The organism is Phyllobacterium zundukense (assembly GCF_002764115.1).
Taxonomy (GTDB): domain Bacteria; phylum Pseudomonadota; class Alphaproteobacteria; order Rhizobiales; family Rhizobiaceae; genus Phyllobacterium; species Phyllobacterium zundukense.
The window spans coordinates 85712-101000 of the sequence record NZ_CP017943.1; the positions used below are offsets into that span (position 1 = coordinate 85712).

General features: G+C 61.8%; 12 protein-coding genes. 11 read left to right on the plus strand and 1 reads right to left on the minus strand.

The features are described from left to right. Window positions 1–74: 74 nt before the first annotated feature. The 8 genes from BLM14_RS26050 (at window position 75) to BLM14_RS26085 (ending at window position 9970) form a co-directional block, all read left to right on the plus strand. Window positions 75–947, plus strand: a complete 873-nt coding sequence (locus BLM14_RS26050) for a branched-chain amino acid ABC transporter permease (protein ID WP_100002999.1) — start codon at window positions 75–77, stop codon at window positions 945–947. A 2-nt stretch (window positions 948–949) separates the two neighbouring features. Beyond that, entirely contained in the window at window positions 950–1906 is a 957-nt protein-coding gene (locus BLM14_RS26055) for a branched-chain amino acid ABC transporter permease (protein WP_100003000.1), read from the plus strand. Next, window positions 1903–2688, plus strand: coding sequence for an ABC transporter ATP-binding protein (locus BLM14_RS26060; RefSeq protein ID WP_100003001.1), 786 nt, complete (start codon window positions 1903–1905; stop codon window positions 2686–2688). The genes BLM14_RS26055 and BLM14_RS26060 overlap by 4 nt, the downstream gene beginning before the upstream one ends. Continuing rightward, window positions 2675–3376, plus strand: coding sequence for an ABC transporter ATP-binding protein (locus BLM14_RS26065; RefSeq protein WP_100003002.1), 702 nt, complete (start codon window positions 2675–2677; stop codon window positions 3374–3376). The genes BLM14_RS26060 and BLM14_RS26065 overlap by 14 nt, the downstream gene beginning before the upstream one ends. A 4-nt stretch (window positions 3377–3380) precedes the next feature. After that, window positions 3381–5441 (plus strand): 3-hydroxyacyl-CoA dehydrogenase NAD-binding domain-containing protein, encoded by a 2061-nt coding sequence (locus tag BLM14_RS26070; RefSeq protein ID WP_100003003.1) that lies wholly within the window; start codon window positions 3381–3383, stop codon window positions 5439–5441. A gap of 80 nt (window positions 5442–5521) precedes the next feature. Continuing rightward, window positions 5522–6448, plus strand: a complete 927-nt coding sequence (locus BLM14_RS26075) for a helix-turn-helix domain-containing protein (RefSeq protein WP_100003004.1) — start codon at window positions 5522–5524, stop codon at window positions 6446–6448. 111 nt (window positions 6449–6559) lie between these two features. Beyond that, the gene (locus BLM14_RS26080) at window positions 6560–7966 is read left to right on the plus strand and encodes an aldehyde dehydrogenase family protein (protein ID WP_100003398.1); all 1407 of its coding nucleotides are present in this window, start codon (window positions 6560–6562) and stop codon (window positions 7964–7966) included. Window positions 7967–7993: 27 nt separating this feature from the next. Then, window positions 7994–9970: a copper amine oxidase gene (locus BLM14_RS26085; RefSeq protein ID WP_204252053.1), complete on the plus strand. Its 1977-nt coding sequence runs from the start codon at window positions 7994–7996 to the stop codon at window positions 9968–9970. Window positions 9971–10295: 325 nt separating this feature from the next. On the opposite strand, the gene BLM14_RS26090 is transcribed toward BLM14_RS26085, so the two are convergent. Further along, window positions 10296–10910, minus strand: coding sequence for a TetR/AcrR family transcriptional regulator (locus BLM14_RS26090; RefSeq protein WP_157929608.1), 615 nt, complete (start codon window positions 10908–10910; stop codon window positions 10296–10298). A gap of 505 nt (window positions 10911–11415) precedes the next feature. On the opposite strand from BLM14_RS26090, the gene BLM14_RS26095 reads away from it, so the two are divergent. The 3 genes from BLM14_RS26095 (at window position 11416) to BLM14_RS26105 (ending at window position 15273) form a co-directional block, all read left to right on the plus strand. Further along, window positions 11416–12888, plus strand: a complete 1473-nt coding sequence (locus BLM14_RS26095) for an APC family permease (protein WP_157929609.1) — start codon at window positions 11416–11418, stop codon at window positions 12886–12888. Between the two features lie 85 nt (window positions 12889–12973). Then, window positions 12974–14245 carry an aminotransferase class III-fold pyridoxal phosphate-dependent enzyme gene (locus BLM14_RS26100; protein WP_100003007.1) on the plus strand — a complete coding sequence of 424 codons (1272 nt, stop codon included), beginning with the start codon at window positions 12974–12976 and terminating at the stop codon, window positions 14243–14245. An 8-nt stretch (window positions 14246–14253) separates the two neighbouring features. Then, complete coding sequence (locus BLM14_RS26105; protein WP_100003008.1) at window positions 14254–15273, plus strand: phosphotransferase enzyme family protein; 1020 nt, start codon at window positions 14254–14256, stop codon at window positions 15271–15273. The last annotated feature ends 16 nt before the right edge of the window (window positions 15274–15289 follow it).

Here is a 15289-nt window from a genome sequence, read left to right on the forward strand (position 1 = left end):
TCGAACCGTGCCGCCGGTCTGCGCCCTGAGGGTGCCGGCCGGCGGAAACCGTCGCTTGGAAAGCGGAGGCATCCATGCCCGAACTCCTGCAATTTCTTCTATCCGGGATAACGGTCGGCGCTGTCTATGCGCTGGTCGCCCTCGGCTTCACGATCATCTACAACGCCTCCGACGTCGTGAACTTCGCCCAGGGCGAGTTCGTCATGCTCGGTGGCATGATCACTTTCTTCGCACATGCCGCGGGCGTGCCGCTACCGCTGGCAGCGCTGATCGCCATCATCGCGACGGCGGCGGTCGGCGTGGTGCTGAACAAGCTCGCCATCGAGCCCGCGCGCGGTGCGCCGGTCGTTTCGCTGATCATCATCACGATCGGCGCGTCCATCTTCATCCGCGGTGCGACGCAGCTCGTCTTCGACAAGCAGATCCACCGTTTCCCGGCCTTTTCCGGCGACCAGCCGATCCTCATCGGCGGCGCGACCATCCTGCCGCAGAGCCTTTGGGTCATTGCCGGCGCGCTCGCCGTCTTCTTCTGTCTCTGGCTGTTCTTCACGCGCACGCTGATCGGCCGCGCGGTGCTGGCGACGGCGAACAACCGCGTTGCCGCCCAGCTTGTCGGCATCAACACCAACTATGTGATGACGCTTTCCTTCGCCATGTCCGCCGCAATCGGCGCGTTCGCCGGCGTGCTGGTGACGCCGATCACCCTGACCAGCTATGACGTCGGCCTTGCTCTCGCACTCAAGGGCTTTGCCGCTGCCATGCTCGGCGGCATGGGCAACCCGAAGGGTGCGCTCGTCGGCGGCTTGCTGCTCGGCATTCTGGAGGCGATGACCGCCGGCTATATCAGCTCGCAATACAAGGATGCGGCCGCCTTCATCATCATTCTCGCCGTACTCTTCGCCATGCCGCAGGGCCTGTTCGGCCGCAAGTCGACGGATCGGGTGTGATCATGCGGCTCTCCACCAAGGCAACCACGCTTCTCATCCTGGCCGCGGTCATCGCGATCGCGCCGGTCTTCTTCCCGTCGTCCTATTATTTCCGCGTCGGCTCGCTGATCTTCGTCAACGGCCTTGCGGTGACGGGCCTCGTCATCCTCATCGGCTATGCCGGCCAGATCAGCCTGGGCCACGCCGGTTTCGCCGGTATCGGCGCCTATTCCTGCGCGCTCGCGCCCGTCCATCTCGGCCTGCATCCGGCACTTGCCGCCCTGCTCGGCGCGCTTCTCTCCGCCGCCATCGCCTACCTCGTCGGCCGACCGATCCTGCGCCTCAAGGGCTATTACCTTGCCGTCGCCAGCCTCGGCTTCGGCATCCTCGTCTCCATGGTGCTCTCGAACGAAGCGCAACTGACCGGCGGGCCGGATGGCATGGCCGTGCCGGAACTCGGCCTGCGCGCCGTGCTGAAGGCGATCGGCCTCGATCTGTCGAACACGGAGTTCTGGTATGCCTTCTCCGGCCTCATGCTGGTGATCGGCGCCTGGCTGGCGCTCAATCTCTACCACAGCCCGACCGGCCGGGCGCTGCGTGCGCTGCATGGGTCAGAGGTCGCGGCCCGCACGGTCGGCGTCGACGTCGCTCACTACAAGCTCGTCGCCTTCGTCCTTTCGGCGGTCTATGCTTCGATCTCGGGCTCGCTCCTGGCGCTCCAGAACAAGTTCATCACGCCGGATGTCGCAGCCTTCATGCATTCGATCGAGATGGTCACCATGACCGTGCTCGGCGGCGCGGGCTCGGTGCTTGGCGCCATTCTCGGGGCGGCGATCCTCACCACGCTGCCGCAGGTGCTGACGATCTTCCAGGAATACGAACAGCTCATGCTCGGCCTCGTCATGATGCTCGTCATGATCTTCATGCGCGAGGGCCTGCTGCCCTCCATCGCGCGCCGCATCCGGGGGAGGGCAGAATGAGCCTGCTTCAGATCGAAGGTTTGGGCATCGATTTCGGCGGCCTGCGTGCCGTCAACGATGTCGGCTTCTCCTTGAAACCCGGCGAGATCGTCTCCGTCATCGGCCCGAACGGCGCCGGCAAGACGACGCTGTTCAACATGATCTCCGGCGTCTATGCCCCTGCACGCGGCCGCGTCGTGCTGGATGGCGAGGACGTCACCCGCATGCCGCCGCACCTTCTGGCGCGTCGCGGCCTGTCGCGCACCTTCCAGAACCTGCAGATCTTCCAGTCGATGAGCGTGCTGGAAAACGCCATCGCCGGTCATCATTTGCACGAGCGCGGCTCGGTCTTTGCCGATCTCTTTTCGCTGCCCGCCGCGCGCCGCCGCAGCAAGATATCGGAGGACAGCGCTCGCGCGCTGCTCGATCGCGTCGGCCTCGGCCGCGCTGCCGAACAGGAGGCCAGTTCGTTGTCGTACGGCGCGCTGAAGCGGCTGGAAATTGCCCGCGCGCTGGCGCTGAAGCCGCGCGTGCTGTTGCTCGACGAGCCGGCAGCCGGCTGCAACGCCGTCGAGACGGAGGAGATCGATCACCTCATTGCGCAGGTCGCGGCAGAGGGCGTGTCGATCCTCCTGGTGGAGCACGACATGAAGATGGTCATGCGCATTTCCAATCATATCGTGGTGCTCGATCACGGCGAGAAGATTGCCGAAGGGGAACCCACGGCGATTGCGCGCAATCCGCGCGTCATCGAAGCCTATCTGGGTGCCCAGGCGACGGAGGCCAAGCATGCTGACGGTTGAGAGACTGCGTTCGCGCTACGGCCGCATCGAGGTGCTGCACGGCATCGAGCTCGATGTCGCCTCGGGCGAAATCGTTGCCGTGGTCGGCGCCAACGGCGCCGGCAAGACGACGCTGCTCAAATGCCTCTCCGGCATCCAGCCGGTCTCGGCGGGCTCGATCCTATTCCGCGGCGAGGCGCTGACGACAGTGCCGGCGCATGCCCGCGTGAAACGCGGCCTCGCCCAGTCGCCGGAGGGTCGGCAGATCTTTACCAACCTGACGGTGGAAGAAAATCTCCGGCTCGGCGCCTATCTCTTCGCCGACGACAAGGTGGACCGCGACATGCAGGACGCCTTCGTGATGTTTCCGATCCTCAAGGAGAAGCGGAATCTCGCGGCAGGTGGTCTTTCCGGCGGGCAGCAGCAGATGCTGGCGATCGCCCGCGCGTTGATGGCGCGCCCCTCCTGCCTGCTGCTCGATGAGCCGAGCATGGGCCTTGCGCCCATTCTTGTCGCCCAGATTTTCGACGTGGTGAAGAGCATGAAGGCGCTCGGCGTCACCGTGCTCCTCGTCGAGCAGAACGCGTTTGGCGCGCTGTCCGTTGCCGACCGGGGCTATGTCATGGAGACGGGGCGCATCACCATGTCCGGCCCCGCCGCCGACCTGATCGCGGACGAACGTATCCGCGCCGCTTACCTGGGAATATGAGACCATGACCGTCACCATTGTCAGCGAAAACGCCATCGCCGTCGTCACCGTCGACAACCCGCCCGTCAACGCGCTGTCGCAGGCGCTGCGCCAGGCCCTCGTCGATGCGGTGGCGGACCTCGATGCGGATACGGCGGTAGAGGCTGTCGTGCTGATCTGCGCCGGCCGCACCTTCATCGCCGGGGCGGATGTCAGCGAGTTCGGCAAGCCGCCGCAGCCGCCGCATCTGCCGGATGTGGTTGCAAGCATCGAGGGTGCGAAAAAGCCCTGGGTCGCGGCGATCCATGGCAGCGCGCTCGGCGGTGGCCTCGAGGTCGCGCTCGGCTGCGCGTATCGCGTGGCGGTCCCCACCGCCAGTCTTGGCCTGCCGGAGGTCAAGCTCGGCATCATCCCCGGCGCCGGCGGCACGGTGCGCCTGCCGCGCCTGATCGGTCCCGCCGCCGCTGTCGATCTGGTGACGAGCGGCAGCCCGGTCGGGGCGAAGAAGGCGAAAGCCCTGGGCCTTATCGATGCGGTGATTGATGGCGACCTTCGGGCCGGTGCCATTGCCTTCGCGAATAAAGTTGCAGAAAGGTCCTTGCCTCAGCCGATCTCCGGTCGCGCCGTGCCGGCGGTCGAGTCCGGCTTCTGGGACACTGCGGAAAAGGCGGTCGCCGCCAAGGCGAAACGCGAAGTTGCGCCGCTCATGGCGCTCGCATCCGTCCGCAACGCCAGCGAGACGGATTTCGCTAGCGCCATGGCCTTCGAGCGCGAGACCTTTCTGGACCTGCGGGGCTCGGCGCAGGCGGCGGCGCTGCGCCATGTCTTCTTCGCTGAGCGCGCCGCGCCCCGCCCGCCGGAGCTTGCCGGTGTGACGCCGCGCGAGATCCACTCGGCCGCGGTCATTGGCGGCGGGACTATGGGTGCCGGCATTGCCGCAGCCCTGCGCGATGCCGGTCTTGCGATCGTTCTCATCGAGCGTGACAGGGCGGCGGTCGAGCGCGGGCTTGCCAATATCCGCGCCATCTTCGAGGGCTCGGTAAAGCGCGGCCGCATCACGCAGGAAGTCTCAGACGAGCGCATGGCGGGGGTCACCGGCAGTGAAGATTACGGCTCGCTTGCCAATACCGACCTCGTCATCGAAGCGGTCTTCGAGGATATTGGGATCAAGCGCGCTGTCTTCGGGAAACTCTCCGAGGTTTGCCGGCCGGATGCGGTGCTGGCTACCAACACCTCCTATCTCGACCCCAATGCGATCAGCGAAGGAATCGCCCATCCGGAGCGCTTTCTCGGCCTGCATTTCTTCAGCCCAGCCCATGTCATGAAGCTGCTGGAGATCGTGCCCACTGAAACGACGGCGCCCCAGGTGCTGACGACAGGTTTTGCGCTCGCACGCCATTTAGGCAAGATTCCAGTCCGCGCCGGCAACTGCGATGGCTTCATCGGCAATCGCATCCTGAAGGTCACGCGCGCGCAGGCCGAACGGTTGCTGCTTTCCGGCGCGACGCCCTCGGCCGTCGACGCGGCCATGCGCGCCTTCGGTCTGCCGATGGGCCCCTTCGAGGCGCAGGATCTCGGCGGTCTCGACATCGCCGCCTTTCAGCGCAAGGCCGCCCGCGAGCGTGGCGAAACGCCCTTTGCGCCCGTGGCTGACCGGCTTTGCGCCAACGAGCGTTTCGGCCAGAAATCCGGCGGCGGCTGGTACGACTACCAGCCCGGCCACCGTGCACCAAAATCGTCCGAAACGGTAGCGGCGATTATCGCCGAGGAGGCCGCCGGCCGGCCGCAGCGGGTTTGGGACGAGGCCGAGATTGCCGATGCGATCATCTTGCCGATGGTCAACGAAGCGACGCGTATTCTGGAGGAGCGCGTGGCGTTGCGCGCGGCCGATATCGATCTTGTGAAAATTCACGGCTACGGGTTCCCGCGCTGGCGCGGCGGGCCAATGCATTATGCCGAGGCGCGTGGCCTTTCGGAGGTCGTGGCGGTGCTTGACCGGCTCGCGGCCGAAGGACTTACCGAGCCGCCGCACGAGGGCCTGCGCCGGGCGGCGAAAGCGGGCGGTTTTTCAGCGCTTGCCGGATAGAGGACGATAGGCAAGCGCTGCGGACTGTGATGAGATAGTCTGTGAGATGGAAGCAATCTGTTAGAGCCGGGGAGCGCACGATGCAGTCGCTTATGACGCCGGGACACAGGCCTGTACCGGTAGAAATTCTCGAAGCGGAGATCAGGCGGGTCTGCGGTTCGTTCAATCTTGAGCCGATGCGGCGCACGGGCGTGGTCGATGGCGACGTCACCACACGCCGCGTCGGCCCCTTCGATACGGCGGTCGTCGCGCTCGATGCTTCCGAGGTCGTGCGCAGTACCCGCTCCATCCGGCAGGATCCCGGCGAATACTTTTTCCTGCTGGTGCAGGATGCCGGCCAGTGTCGCGTGGAGCAGGGCGATCATGTTGCCGAACTCTCACCCGGCGACATGTTCCTGGTCGATTCCGTCAAACCGTCCACCTTCCTCTACCGCGGCGAGCGCTCGAACCAAGTGTCGTTGCATATTCCGCGTGATGAGATGATGCACCGCTTCGGCGCCGCCTGCACCGGCGGTCTTTCGATATCGAGGAACGATCCGCTCTGGCTTGCTATGCGCGCCGTCATTGCAAAAATGCTACTGGAAGAAGGTGCGCAGGCGCAGCTCGCCGAAGCGTTCCTCTGTCTCATCGGGGCCTATCTGCATTCGAGCCGCGCGACGGGGATGGCGGCGCCTGCGGAGACCCTGCTTTCCCGCGCGCTGGCGATGATCGACCGCTACCGAGCTGACCCGACCTTCGGCCCGCGTGAACTGGCCTTCCGCCTCAATGTCTCGGAGCGCATGTTGCAGCGGCATTTCCGACCGCTCGGCGAAACGCCCAGTCACCGGCTGATCAATCGCCGGCTGGAGCTTGCCCATGCGCGGCTGTCCGCCCGCAAGGGGGACCAGCCCTCGGAAGGTGTCACCGCCGTCGCCTTCGACTGCGGCTTCAACGACCTTTCCTATTTCTACCGCGAGTTTCGCAAGAAATACGGCGCGACACCGGGCACGGTTGCACGCTGCCATTGACGCTTTTGTCCAAGACGCGGGTCGGCGCCGTCCAAGTCTGAGGCTCTGCCAACCTCTATCCTCTGCCGCCAAATGTCCCTCCGCAGGAGGCGGCCGTTCATGGAGGAGGAAATGATGGAATTCAAGGCAACCATCGGCGGCAAGCCGGCCCATGTCAGCTCGGATTTTACCGTGCTCAACCCGGCGACGGGCGAGGAAGTCGGTCGCGCGCCGAATATGGGCGGGGCCGAACTAGGGGCGGCTATCGCCGCCGCCAAGGCGGCGTTTATATCCTGGTCGACGCAGAGCGACGAAGCCTTGCAGGCCGCCTGCGCAGCCGTTACGGCCAAGATCGAGGAACACGCGGCGGAGCTTGCCGAGATCATCACGCTGGAGCAGGGCAAGCCCCTGAACGGCCTCGGCTCGCGCTGGGAGGTGGGCGGCGCTGTCGCCTGGGCGGGCTATACGACCGGCCTTTCGATTCCCGTCAAGGTGTTGCAGGACAATGAGCAGGGGCGCATCGAGCTGCATCGCAAGCCGCTCGGTGTCGTCGGTTCCATCACACCGTGGAATTTCCCAGTCATGATCGCCGTCTGGCATATTCTTCCAGCACTGCGCACGGGCAATACCGTCGTCGTAAAGCCTTCGCCTTATACGCCGCTTTCGACGCTGCGACTGGTGCAGATCATAAACGAGGTGCTGCCGCCAGGTGTCGTCAATGTGGTGACGGGCGACGATAAGGCGTTCAATCTCGGTGCCGCCATGTCGGCGCATCCCGATATCCGCAAGATAGTCTTCACCGGCTCCTGCGCCACGGGGCAGAAGGTCATGCAGTCCGCTGCCGAGACGATGAAGCGCCTGACGCTGGAAATGGGCGGCAATGACGCTGGCATCGTACTGCCCGATGCCGATCCGCAAAAGATCGCCGAAGGCCTCTTCTGGGGCGCCTTTATCAACAACGGCCAGACCTGCGCGGCGATGAAGCGGCTCTATGTGCACGAGTCGATCCACGATGCCGTCTGCGATGCACTCGTGGCCTATGCGAAGAATATTCCGGTCGGCAACGGCATGGAGGAGGCGAGCATCCTCGGCCCGATCCAGAACCGTATGCAGTTCGACAAGGTTTCGCGCCTCGTCGCGGACGCCAAGGGGCGAGGTGCGCTGCTGCTCGGCGGCGCGCCCGGCGAGGGCCTGTTCTTCCCGCCGACCATCATCGCCGGCCTTCGCAACGGCGATGCGCTCGTAGACGAGGAGCAGTTCGGCCCCGCCTTGCCGATCATCCGCTATTCCGACGTGGAGGAGGCGATCCGGCTCGCCAACGACAGCCCGAACGGGCTTGGCGGCTCGGTATGGTCATCCGATATCGAGGCCGCAAGAAAGGTCGCGAGCCGCATGGCCTGCGGCTCAGTCTGGATCAACAAGCACGGCGCCATCCAGCCGAATGCGCCTTTCGGCGGCGTGAAGGCGTCCGGCCTAGGGGTGGAGTTCGCGGAGGAGGGGCTTGCCGAATACACCGATATCCAGGTGGTCTTCGCGTGAGAGAAATAAGCAAAAGAGGGAACGATCATGAGACTGACGAAAGATCTGGCCGCAACGGCACTGGCCTTTGGCCTTGCCGCTGCCGTGGCTGCCGCCCACCCGCTCGACGGGCTAACGGCTGAAGAATATCAGAAGATCAACCAGATTCTTCGCGAGCAGAAGATTGCGGACGACGACACGCTCTATCCGCTGATCGAGTTAAAGGAGCCGGCCAAGACCGATGTGCTCGCCTGGAAGGAAGGCGACAACCTCGACCGCAAGGCGACGGTCTATTTCACCAGCGTGGACGGTTTCAGCGAGGCCGTCGTCAACATCACCAAAGGCACGGTCGAGAGCAACGCCAAGACGGCCGGCCAGCCGATGGTTCTCTTCACGGAGTTCATGAACGCGCTGGAAGGCGCGCTCGGCCATCCCGACATGGTAGCGGGGCTCACCAAGCGCGGGCTGAAGCGGGAGCAGGCCTTCTGTCTGCCGCTGACCGGCGGCAACTTCTTCACACAGGAATACCAGAACTCCCGCCTGATGAAGGTGCCGTGCTACCACGTGCCGGATGGCTCCAACTTTTATGCAAAGCCGATCGAAGGCCTTTTCGCCGTCTACGACATCGGCAAGAAGGAAGTGCTGCGCGTCATCGATACGGGTGCGATCGACCTGCCGAAGGATAGCTGGGGCTATACCGAGGAAGAGGTCGCCAAACGCTTGCCGTTGCGTCCCGAGTCTAAGCCCGTCACGCTCGTGCAGGGAGGCGGACCGAACTACAAGATCAACGGCAGCCATCTCGAATGGGATATCTGGCGTTTCAACTTCCGGGTCGACAAGCGGCCGGGCCTGGTCCTCTCCAATCTCGACGTCAACGATGATGGCACCTGGCGCTCGGTCATATACCAGGCACATCTTTCCGAAGTCTTCGTACCCTATATGGACCCGACCGAAGGCTGGTACTGGCGTACCTATATGGACAGCGGGGAATATGGTTTCGGCCTCTTCCTGAGCCCGCTTCGAGCAGGGATCGACTGCCCCGCGCACGCCACCTTCCTGCCGGCGACGATCGCCGACGACAAAGGCATCCCGCTCGTCATTCCGGATGCGATCTGCGTCTTCGAGCGCAGTATCGGCGATCCGGCCTGGCGCCACTTCGAGGTTTTTGCGCAGACGCCGGACAAGCCGGTGCCGGCGGAAGGCCGCCCGGCGACGGAACTGGTCGTGCGTACGGCCTCCGAAGTCGGCAACTATGACTACCTCATCGACTATCGCCTGCAGCAAAACGGTCAGATCAACATCTATGTTGGCGCGACGGGCCTCGATGCGGTGAAAGGTGTTGCTTCCACTTCGATGAAGGATCCGACGGCGAAGGCGGATACGGCCTATGGCACCCTGATCGCGCCTAACCTCGTCGCCGCCAACCACGACCACTACTTCAACTTCCGCGTCGACTTCGACGTCGACCAACCGGTGAACCATTTCTCGACCATGGACATCGTTCCGGGGAAACTCGATCCGTCAAGCCCTCGCAAGTCGATGTGGACGGTGCAGCATTCCATGCCCCATACGGAGATGGAGGCGCGCTACAAACTCTCGGCCATGCAGCCGCGCTACTTCCACATCTCCAACCCATCGCGCGAAGGCTATCTCGGCCACGAGCCCGGTTGGATGATCCATCACGGCAATGTCGCCTATGGTCCCTATGACTATGCCAATGACCCGCCGATGAAGCGCAACGCCTACATCGAGTACTCGGTCTGGAACACGGTCCACGATCCTGAGCAGCGTTACGCGGGCGGAAAGTTCGCCATGCAAAGCGACGGGTCTGACACATTGGCTGAATGGGTGAAGAAGGATCAGAGCCTGATGGGCAAGGACATCGTCACCTGGTTCTCCGCCGGCTTCCACCACATTCCGCGCATGGAGGACTGGCCGGTCATGTCGACGGAATGGAAGACCGTGCACATCATGCCGCACAACTTCTTCGCCCACAATCCGGCGCTGACGCTCAGAAAGAAGTGAAGGCGATGGGGCCCGGGTTAATCCCGGGCTTCGCACCGTCAAATACCGCCCCCATCCTAATGATCCTGGAAGCGCCGCCTTGCGCACGACACCGGACCGAGGGAGTGGGGCGTTTCGCCGGGGGGCCGTTTTGCCGTTCACAGAACGTCGGGGAAGCGCGTTGAAGCGCAGCCCCGAAATCCGGCACGATCTACAGTGTTATGCTGTTGACCCGCGCCGAATCGAGCGGGAGCTGCCGTCAAAATCTCGGCGAGCGCCAGTAACGTAGAGTTCAACAAGGAAAAGGAGCGCCCCCGCGGAAAGCCGCCCTTTGCCCCCTGGCAGTCTACACGCCACTGCACGTTTTCGGAAATTGTTCGACGATCAATCTCGATAGCGCATCGAAAGTTGATAGCATCTCCGAAAGTCGGTCCGGTGACTTTGCGACTTCTCTAGCGCACTCCCGCATTGCTCCGGTAAGAAGGACAGATACGGGCTCCGCGTGTTCCGGTGCGAACCCCACCGTCGCTAGATCACTGGTTATCATATCTCGAAAAGCCGCCGACGCATAACCGACGACCGGCTCTAGCAACGGACTTAGCACAGGACTCAGCATCATATAGAAGTGCCCGACCTTCTTCTCCGCACAAACGGAGAGTAGCGCTTCCGCCAGAGCGAGTATCTTCTCTGCGGCGGCGGTTTTCTCATCGTGTGCCTCTCTCGCAGAGGCAACTACCCGCCGCGAGACCAAGGTGTAGAGTTCCCGTAGCATCTCATCGACACCACCTGGAAAATGGGAATAGGCTGTCGTCTTGGATGCGCCCACCCGCTTGGCCACTACGTCCATCGAGCACGCTGACAGCCCCCCTTCACTGAAAAGGTCAAGAACGACATCTAGCAGTTCCTGGCGTGCTCTCAGACGATTCTTTTCGCGCAATGTCATCGGTTTGGACTGGTTCATGGGGGACATATAACCTGCATTCTTACAGAAGAGAAGGGAAACCGGTCGCCTTTTGTGAAAATTGGACTATCAGTTCAGATTTTTAACTATTTGTATTGATTGTTGACTGCCTGTGAGGTATAGTGGCTATCGAAGGGCCAAAACGGTCAATCAAAAGGGGAACAAAAATGAGTCCGTTACAACTGGCAGCTGACGTCGCCTTGATGCGTCGTGTTTCGAAAGCGGTGATCTTGCAGCGATCATTCAGTCTAAAAAGACTGAAGCCGGCTCAAATTTCTCATCTGAGAGAGCACCAGGGTCAGGCAGGCCGGGCCGCTCCCGGAAAATAGGATCGCCGCTCGCTGTTGCGCCGGTTTCGGCGTGGCTTAGGGCAAGATGCTCAGGCATGCCTGCCAGCAGCGTGGGCTTCGCAATTATTCCAACACGTCTTTCACCAACTCCGACCGGTGGTTGCTGGGGTTTGCCCTGTCGTGACTGCTTGCGGACACATCTGGGAGTTTGCACTATGACGGCACAGGATATCAATCGAGATACTTTTCTGTCCGCGGTAGGACCCGCGGTGTCGGGTTCCGAACTGCGCCCGAGCCTCAGCACTTTGCGGCTGATCTTTCTCATTGTCGCTGCTGCTGCACCGATGGCCGCTGTACTCGGCGTAGTGCCCGTCGCATTCGCATTCGGCAATGGTGCAGGAGTGCCGCTCACATTCGTGGGCGTCGCCATCGTGCTAAGCTTGTTCGCGGTCGGATATACGGCGATGAGCCGGGAGGTCGTGAGCGCTGGCGCCTTTTATGCCTATATCGCTCGCGGCCTTGGCGCGATCCCCGGTCTCGGATCAGCTTTTCTTGCGATCCTCGCCTATCTGACGTTCGCCTTCGGTGTTGTTGGATACTTTGCCTTCTTTGCGCAGCTCGCACTGCATGACATCTTCGGTATCGATGTTCATTGGATCGTGACTGGCGGCTTCGCGATCCTCTTCTGTGCCGTGCTTGGCTATCGACAGGTGGATTTCAGTTCTCGGATGTTGGCGATCCTGCTGTCGGTGGAATTTGCGGTGCTGATTGCACTAAACGTCAGCGTGATCTGGAGCCGAGGCCTAGCGGCTTTCCCGACGAGCGTGTTTAATCTCGACGCAGTCGCAAGCGGCGCCCCGGGTGTTGCCGTTATGCTGGCCTTCACCTGCTTCATCGGCGTCGAATCCGCTGCCATCTATTCCGAGGAAGCCGAGGCACCGACCCGCAGCGTCGGGCGAGCAACTTTCGGCTCCATACTGCTCATCGCTGCCTTTTATTTCGTGACCACCTGGATCAGCATCGGCGCGGTCGATGGCGATATACACACCGTCGCGAATGAGCAGGTCGCTAACTTGTATTTCGGCCTGAGCACCCAGTACATTGGCAGCTCCGTCACCGTGCTGATGCAGATCTTCCTCGCCACCAGCATGTTGGCGACGGGACTGGCCGTCCATAATATCGCGGCCCGCTATATCTTCTCACTGGGGCGCCAATCGTGCCTCCCTGCCGTATTGGGGCGCGTCCATAGCCAGCATGCCTCGCCGCATGTGGCCAGCGTGCTGGTCACGGTGGTCACCATTGTTGCCACCATTGTCTTCTACTTGGCGGGCAGTGATCCGCTGCTCGGCTTCGGGGCTGTTGGCGTCGGGCTGGGCACGGTCGGTATCATTGCCTTGCAGGCACTGACCAGCCTTGCGGTTATCGCCTACTTTGCCAAGGCTCGACGCTCCCATTGGTGGATCACCATTCTTTCTCCTCTATTGAGTTTTCTCGGGCTCGCGGCTGCCGTTGCCCTGGCTGTCAGTAAGTTCGATCTGCTGACCGGAAGCCAAAGTGCGGTGGTGCTTACTCTGCCGGTCGGACTGCTGGTCGCCTTCATTGCCGGCTGCTTCTACGCAACATTCCTGCGGCGCGGGCGACCGGAGATCTTCGCCCGTCTGGCGCAGGACTTTGGCTCCGTCACGTGACCGAAGGACACGCGGCTCAAACGATGAAGTGAGGTGACTGGCTATATCGCCAACAACCCGTGCAACAAAATTGAAAGGTGAGGTCATGTTACAATCGAGCGGGCTCTTGGAAAGACGTCATCGCGTTTTGGGCACGCGGTCGCCAATCTTCTACGATGAGCCACTTCAACTTGTTCGAGGATCCGGAGTGTGGGTCGAGGACAGTTCGGGAAGGCGCTTTCTGGACGCCTACAACAATGTTCCCCATGTCGGCCACTGCCACCCGCACGTTCTTGAGGCACTTTGCCGCCAAGCCGGCCTCATTAACATCAACACACGCTACCTCCACGAGAACGTTGTCGAATATGCCGAGCGCTTGACGGCAACGTTCCATCCGGAACTATCCGCAGCAATGCTGACCTGCACCGGCACTGAGGCCAACGAGCTTGCGCTCCGCATGGCCCGGTTTCTTACTGGCGGCGAGGGGATCATTGTCAGCGCTTTCAGCTATCACGGCAATTCCCGGTCGCTCGCGGAGGCAACCACAGGACTTCCCGCGCCTGAGGCTTTGGCGTCGCATGTGAGAGCAGTCGATATCCCCGACTTAAGTGGTTATGATGGTGATCCGGAGATCCTTGCAAAAGACTACGCCGAAAGGGTCAAGGCGGCCGTCGAATCTCTTCTGGAAGCGGGCTACAAACCTGCGGCCTTGCTGTTCGACACCCTTTTCTCGACGGAGGGATTGCCGAGTGTACCGCCGGGCTATCTCGAACAAGCCGTCGCCCATGTGCGTGCCGCCGGGGGAATGTTCATCGCCGACGAAGTTCAGCCGGGGCTAGGCCGCGTCGGCGATCACATGTGGGGATATCAGGCATATGACGTCGTGCCTGATTTCGTAACGATGGGAAAATCCCTCGGCAACGGCCATCCGCTGGCGGGGCTGGTAACAAAGCGCGATTACCTCGAAGCCTTCACCGCAAAGGCACTTTACTTCAACACTTTCGCTGGCAATCCGGTGTCGGCAGCAGTGGGCACTGCGGTACTGGAGGTTATCGAAGAAGAAGGCCTACGCGACAACGCGCGCAAAGTTGGTGAACATCTTCAAAGGGGCCTTGAGCATCTGCGCGCGAAGCATTCGCTGATTGCCAATGTACGAGGGAAAGGTCTTTTCTTTGGTATCGACTTGGTCGAGGAGGATGGAAGACCGGCCGCAAGTAAAACCCGAAGGCTCATTCATGCGATGCGTGATCGCGGCATATTGATAAGCCGCATCGGCCCTAGGGATAACGTCTTGAAGATGCGGCCGCCATTGCCCTTTTTCGTCGACCACGCCGATCTACTGATTTCCACGCTCGATGATGCGATCACTTGCCTGTGAGGTTTACCATGACAGAATTCTCTTTCCTCCCCCTCGAAGAGCAAGTCGCGGCGATGCATCAGGTCGCGGAAGTCGCCCTCGCCAGTTGGCCCGGGTCGTTCACGCGGATGGACTTGATAAAATATCGTGAGAACGGCGTATTTTGCGTTGAGAGCAGCGAGGGTCGGAAGTTCGCCTTGCGCATCCATCGCCACGGATACCACACTGACAACGAGCTTTTGTCTGAACTGCAGTGGATGGCGGCCCTGGCTGATGCAGGAGTGCCGGTACCCAGCATCGTCCCAGCCAAAAACGGCGCGCTGTTGGCCAAGATTCAGGTTGGGTCGTTTCCCGTCTTCCAGGTCGATATGTTGGATTGGCTTTCCGGCAAGCCCGTCGGGTCGGCCGAAGAGGGCAGCGAGCTGGCCGTCGAGGAGCTTTCCGAGCTTTATTTCGAAGCCGGTGCCCTTGCTGCAAAACTTCACGATCACGCGAGTCAGTGGAGCACGCCGAATGACTTCGTTCGCCATTCGTGGGATGAAGAAGGATTGATTGGTGCCAAGCCTTTCTGGGGGCAGTTTCGTGGGCTCCCGGCTCTAAAGGAACATCTGCCGCTGATTGATGCTGTTTGCCGGCGCGCCAGGAACGACCTCGAAAAGCTTGGAAAATCCCCTGACTGCTATGGTCTCGTCCACGCCGACCTCGTGCCGGAAAATCTGCTGAAATGCGACACAGGCCTGATGCTTCTCGATTTCGACGATGCGGGCTACGGCTGGCATTTGTTCGAACTGGCGACGGCCTTGTATTTCTACGTCGGCAGGCCGGAATACGCGGCTCTTCGCGATAGCATTGTTGCCGGCTATCGATCGCTTCGCCCGCTATCCGATGTGCACCTCGATAACCTCGATCTCTTTTTGGCACTCCGCGGTCTGACTTATCTGGGGTGGGTGACGACGCGCAGCGAGACCCAGACCGCAAAGGAAATGACTCCGCTTCTTGTCGCACAGGCAGTGCAGGTCGGGACGGCTTATTTACAGATGCTGGAATGAAGCCTCCGCGGCACAC

Excerpts from the sequence above, each read along its gene's own strand:
- BLM14_RS26050 (WP_100002999.1), top strand. The coding sequence starts at position 75 with ATGCCCGAACTCCTGCAATTTCTTCTATCCGGGATAACGGTCGGCGCT.
- BLM14_RS26055 (WP_100003000.1), top strand. The coding sequence starts at position 950 with ATGCGGCTCTCCACCAAGGCAACCACGCTTCTCATCCTGGCCGCGGTC.
- BLM14_RS26060 (WP_100003001.1), top strand. The coding sequence starts at position 1,903 with ATGAGCCTGCTTCAGATCGAAGGTTTGGGCATCGATTTCGGCGGCCTG.
- BLM14_RS26065 (WP_100003002.1), top strand. The coding sequence starts at position 2,675 with ATGCTGACGGTTGAGAGACTGCGTTCGCGCTACGGCCGCATCGAGGTG.
- BLM14_RS26070 (WP_100003003.1), top strand. The coding sequence starts at position 3,381 with ATGACCGTCACCATTGTCAGCGAAAACGCCATCGCCGTCGTCACCGTC.
- BLM14_RS26075 (WP_100003004.1), top strand. The coding sequence starts at position 5,522 with ATGCAGTCGCTTATGACGCCGGGACACAGGCCTGTACCGGTAGAAATT.
- BLM14_RS26080 (WP_100003398.1), top strand. The coding sequence starts at position 6,560 with ATGATGGAATTCAAGGCAACCATCGGCGGCAAGCCGGCCCATGTCAGC.
- BLM14_RS26085 (WP_204252053.1), top strand. The coding sequence starts at position 7,994 with ATGAGACTGACGAAAGATCTGGCCGCAACGGCACTGGCCTTTGGCCTT.
- BLM14_RS26090 (WP_157929608.1), bottom strand. The coding sequence starts at position 10,910 with ATGAACCAGTCCAAACCGATGACATTGCGCGAAAAGAATCGTCTGAGA.
- BLM14_RS26095 (WP_157929609.1), top strand. The coding sequence starts at position 11,416 with ATGACGGCACAGGATATCAATCGAGATACTTTTCTGTCCGCGGTAGGA.
- BLM14_RS26100 (WP_100003007.1), top strand. The coding sequence starts at position 12,974 with ATGTTACAATCGAGCGGGCTCTTGGAAAGACGTCATCGCGTTTTGGGC.
- BLM14_RS26105 (WP_100003008.1), top strand. The coding sequence starts at position 14,254 with ATGACAGAATTCTCTTTCCTCCCCCTCGAAGAGCAAGTCGCGGCGATG.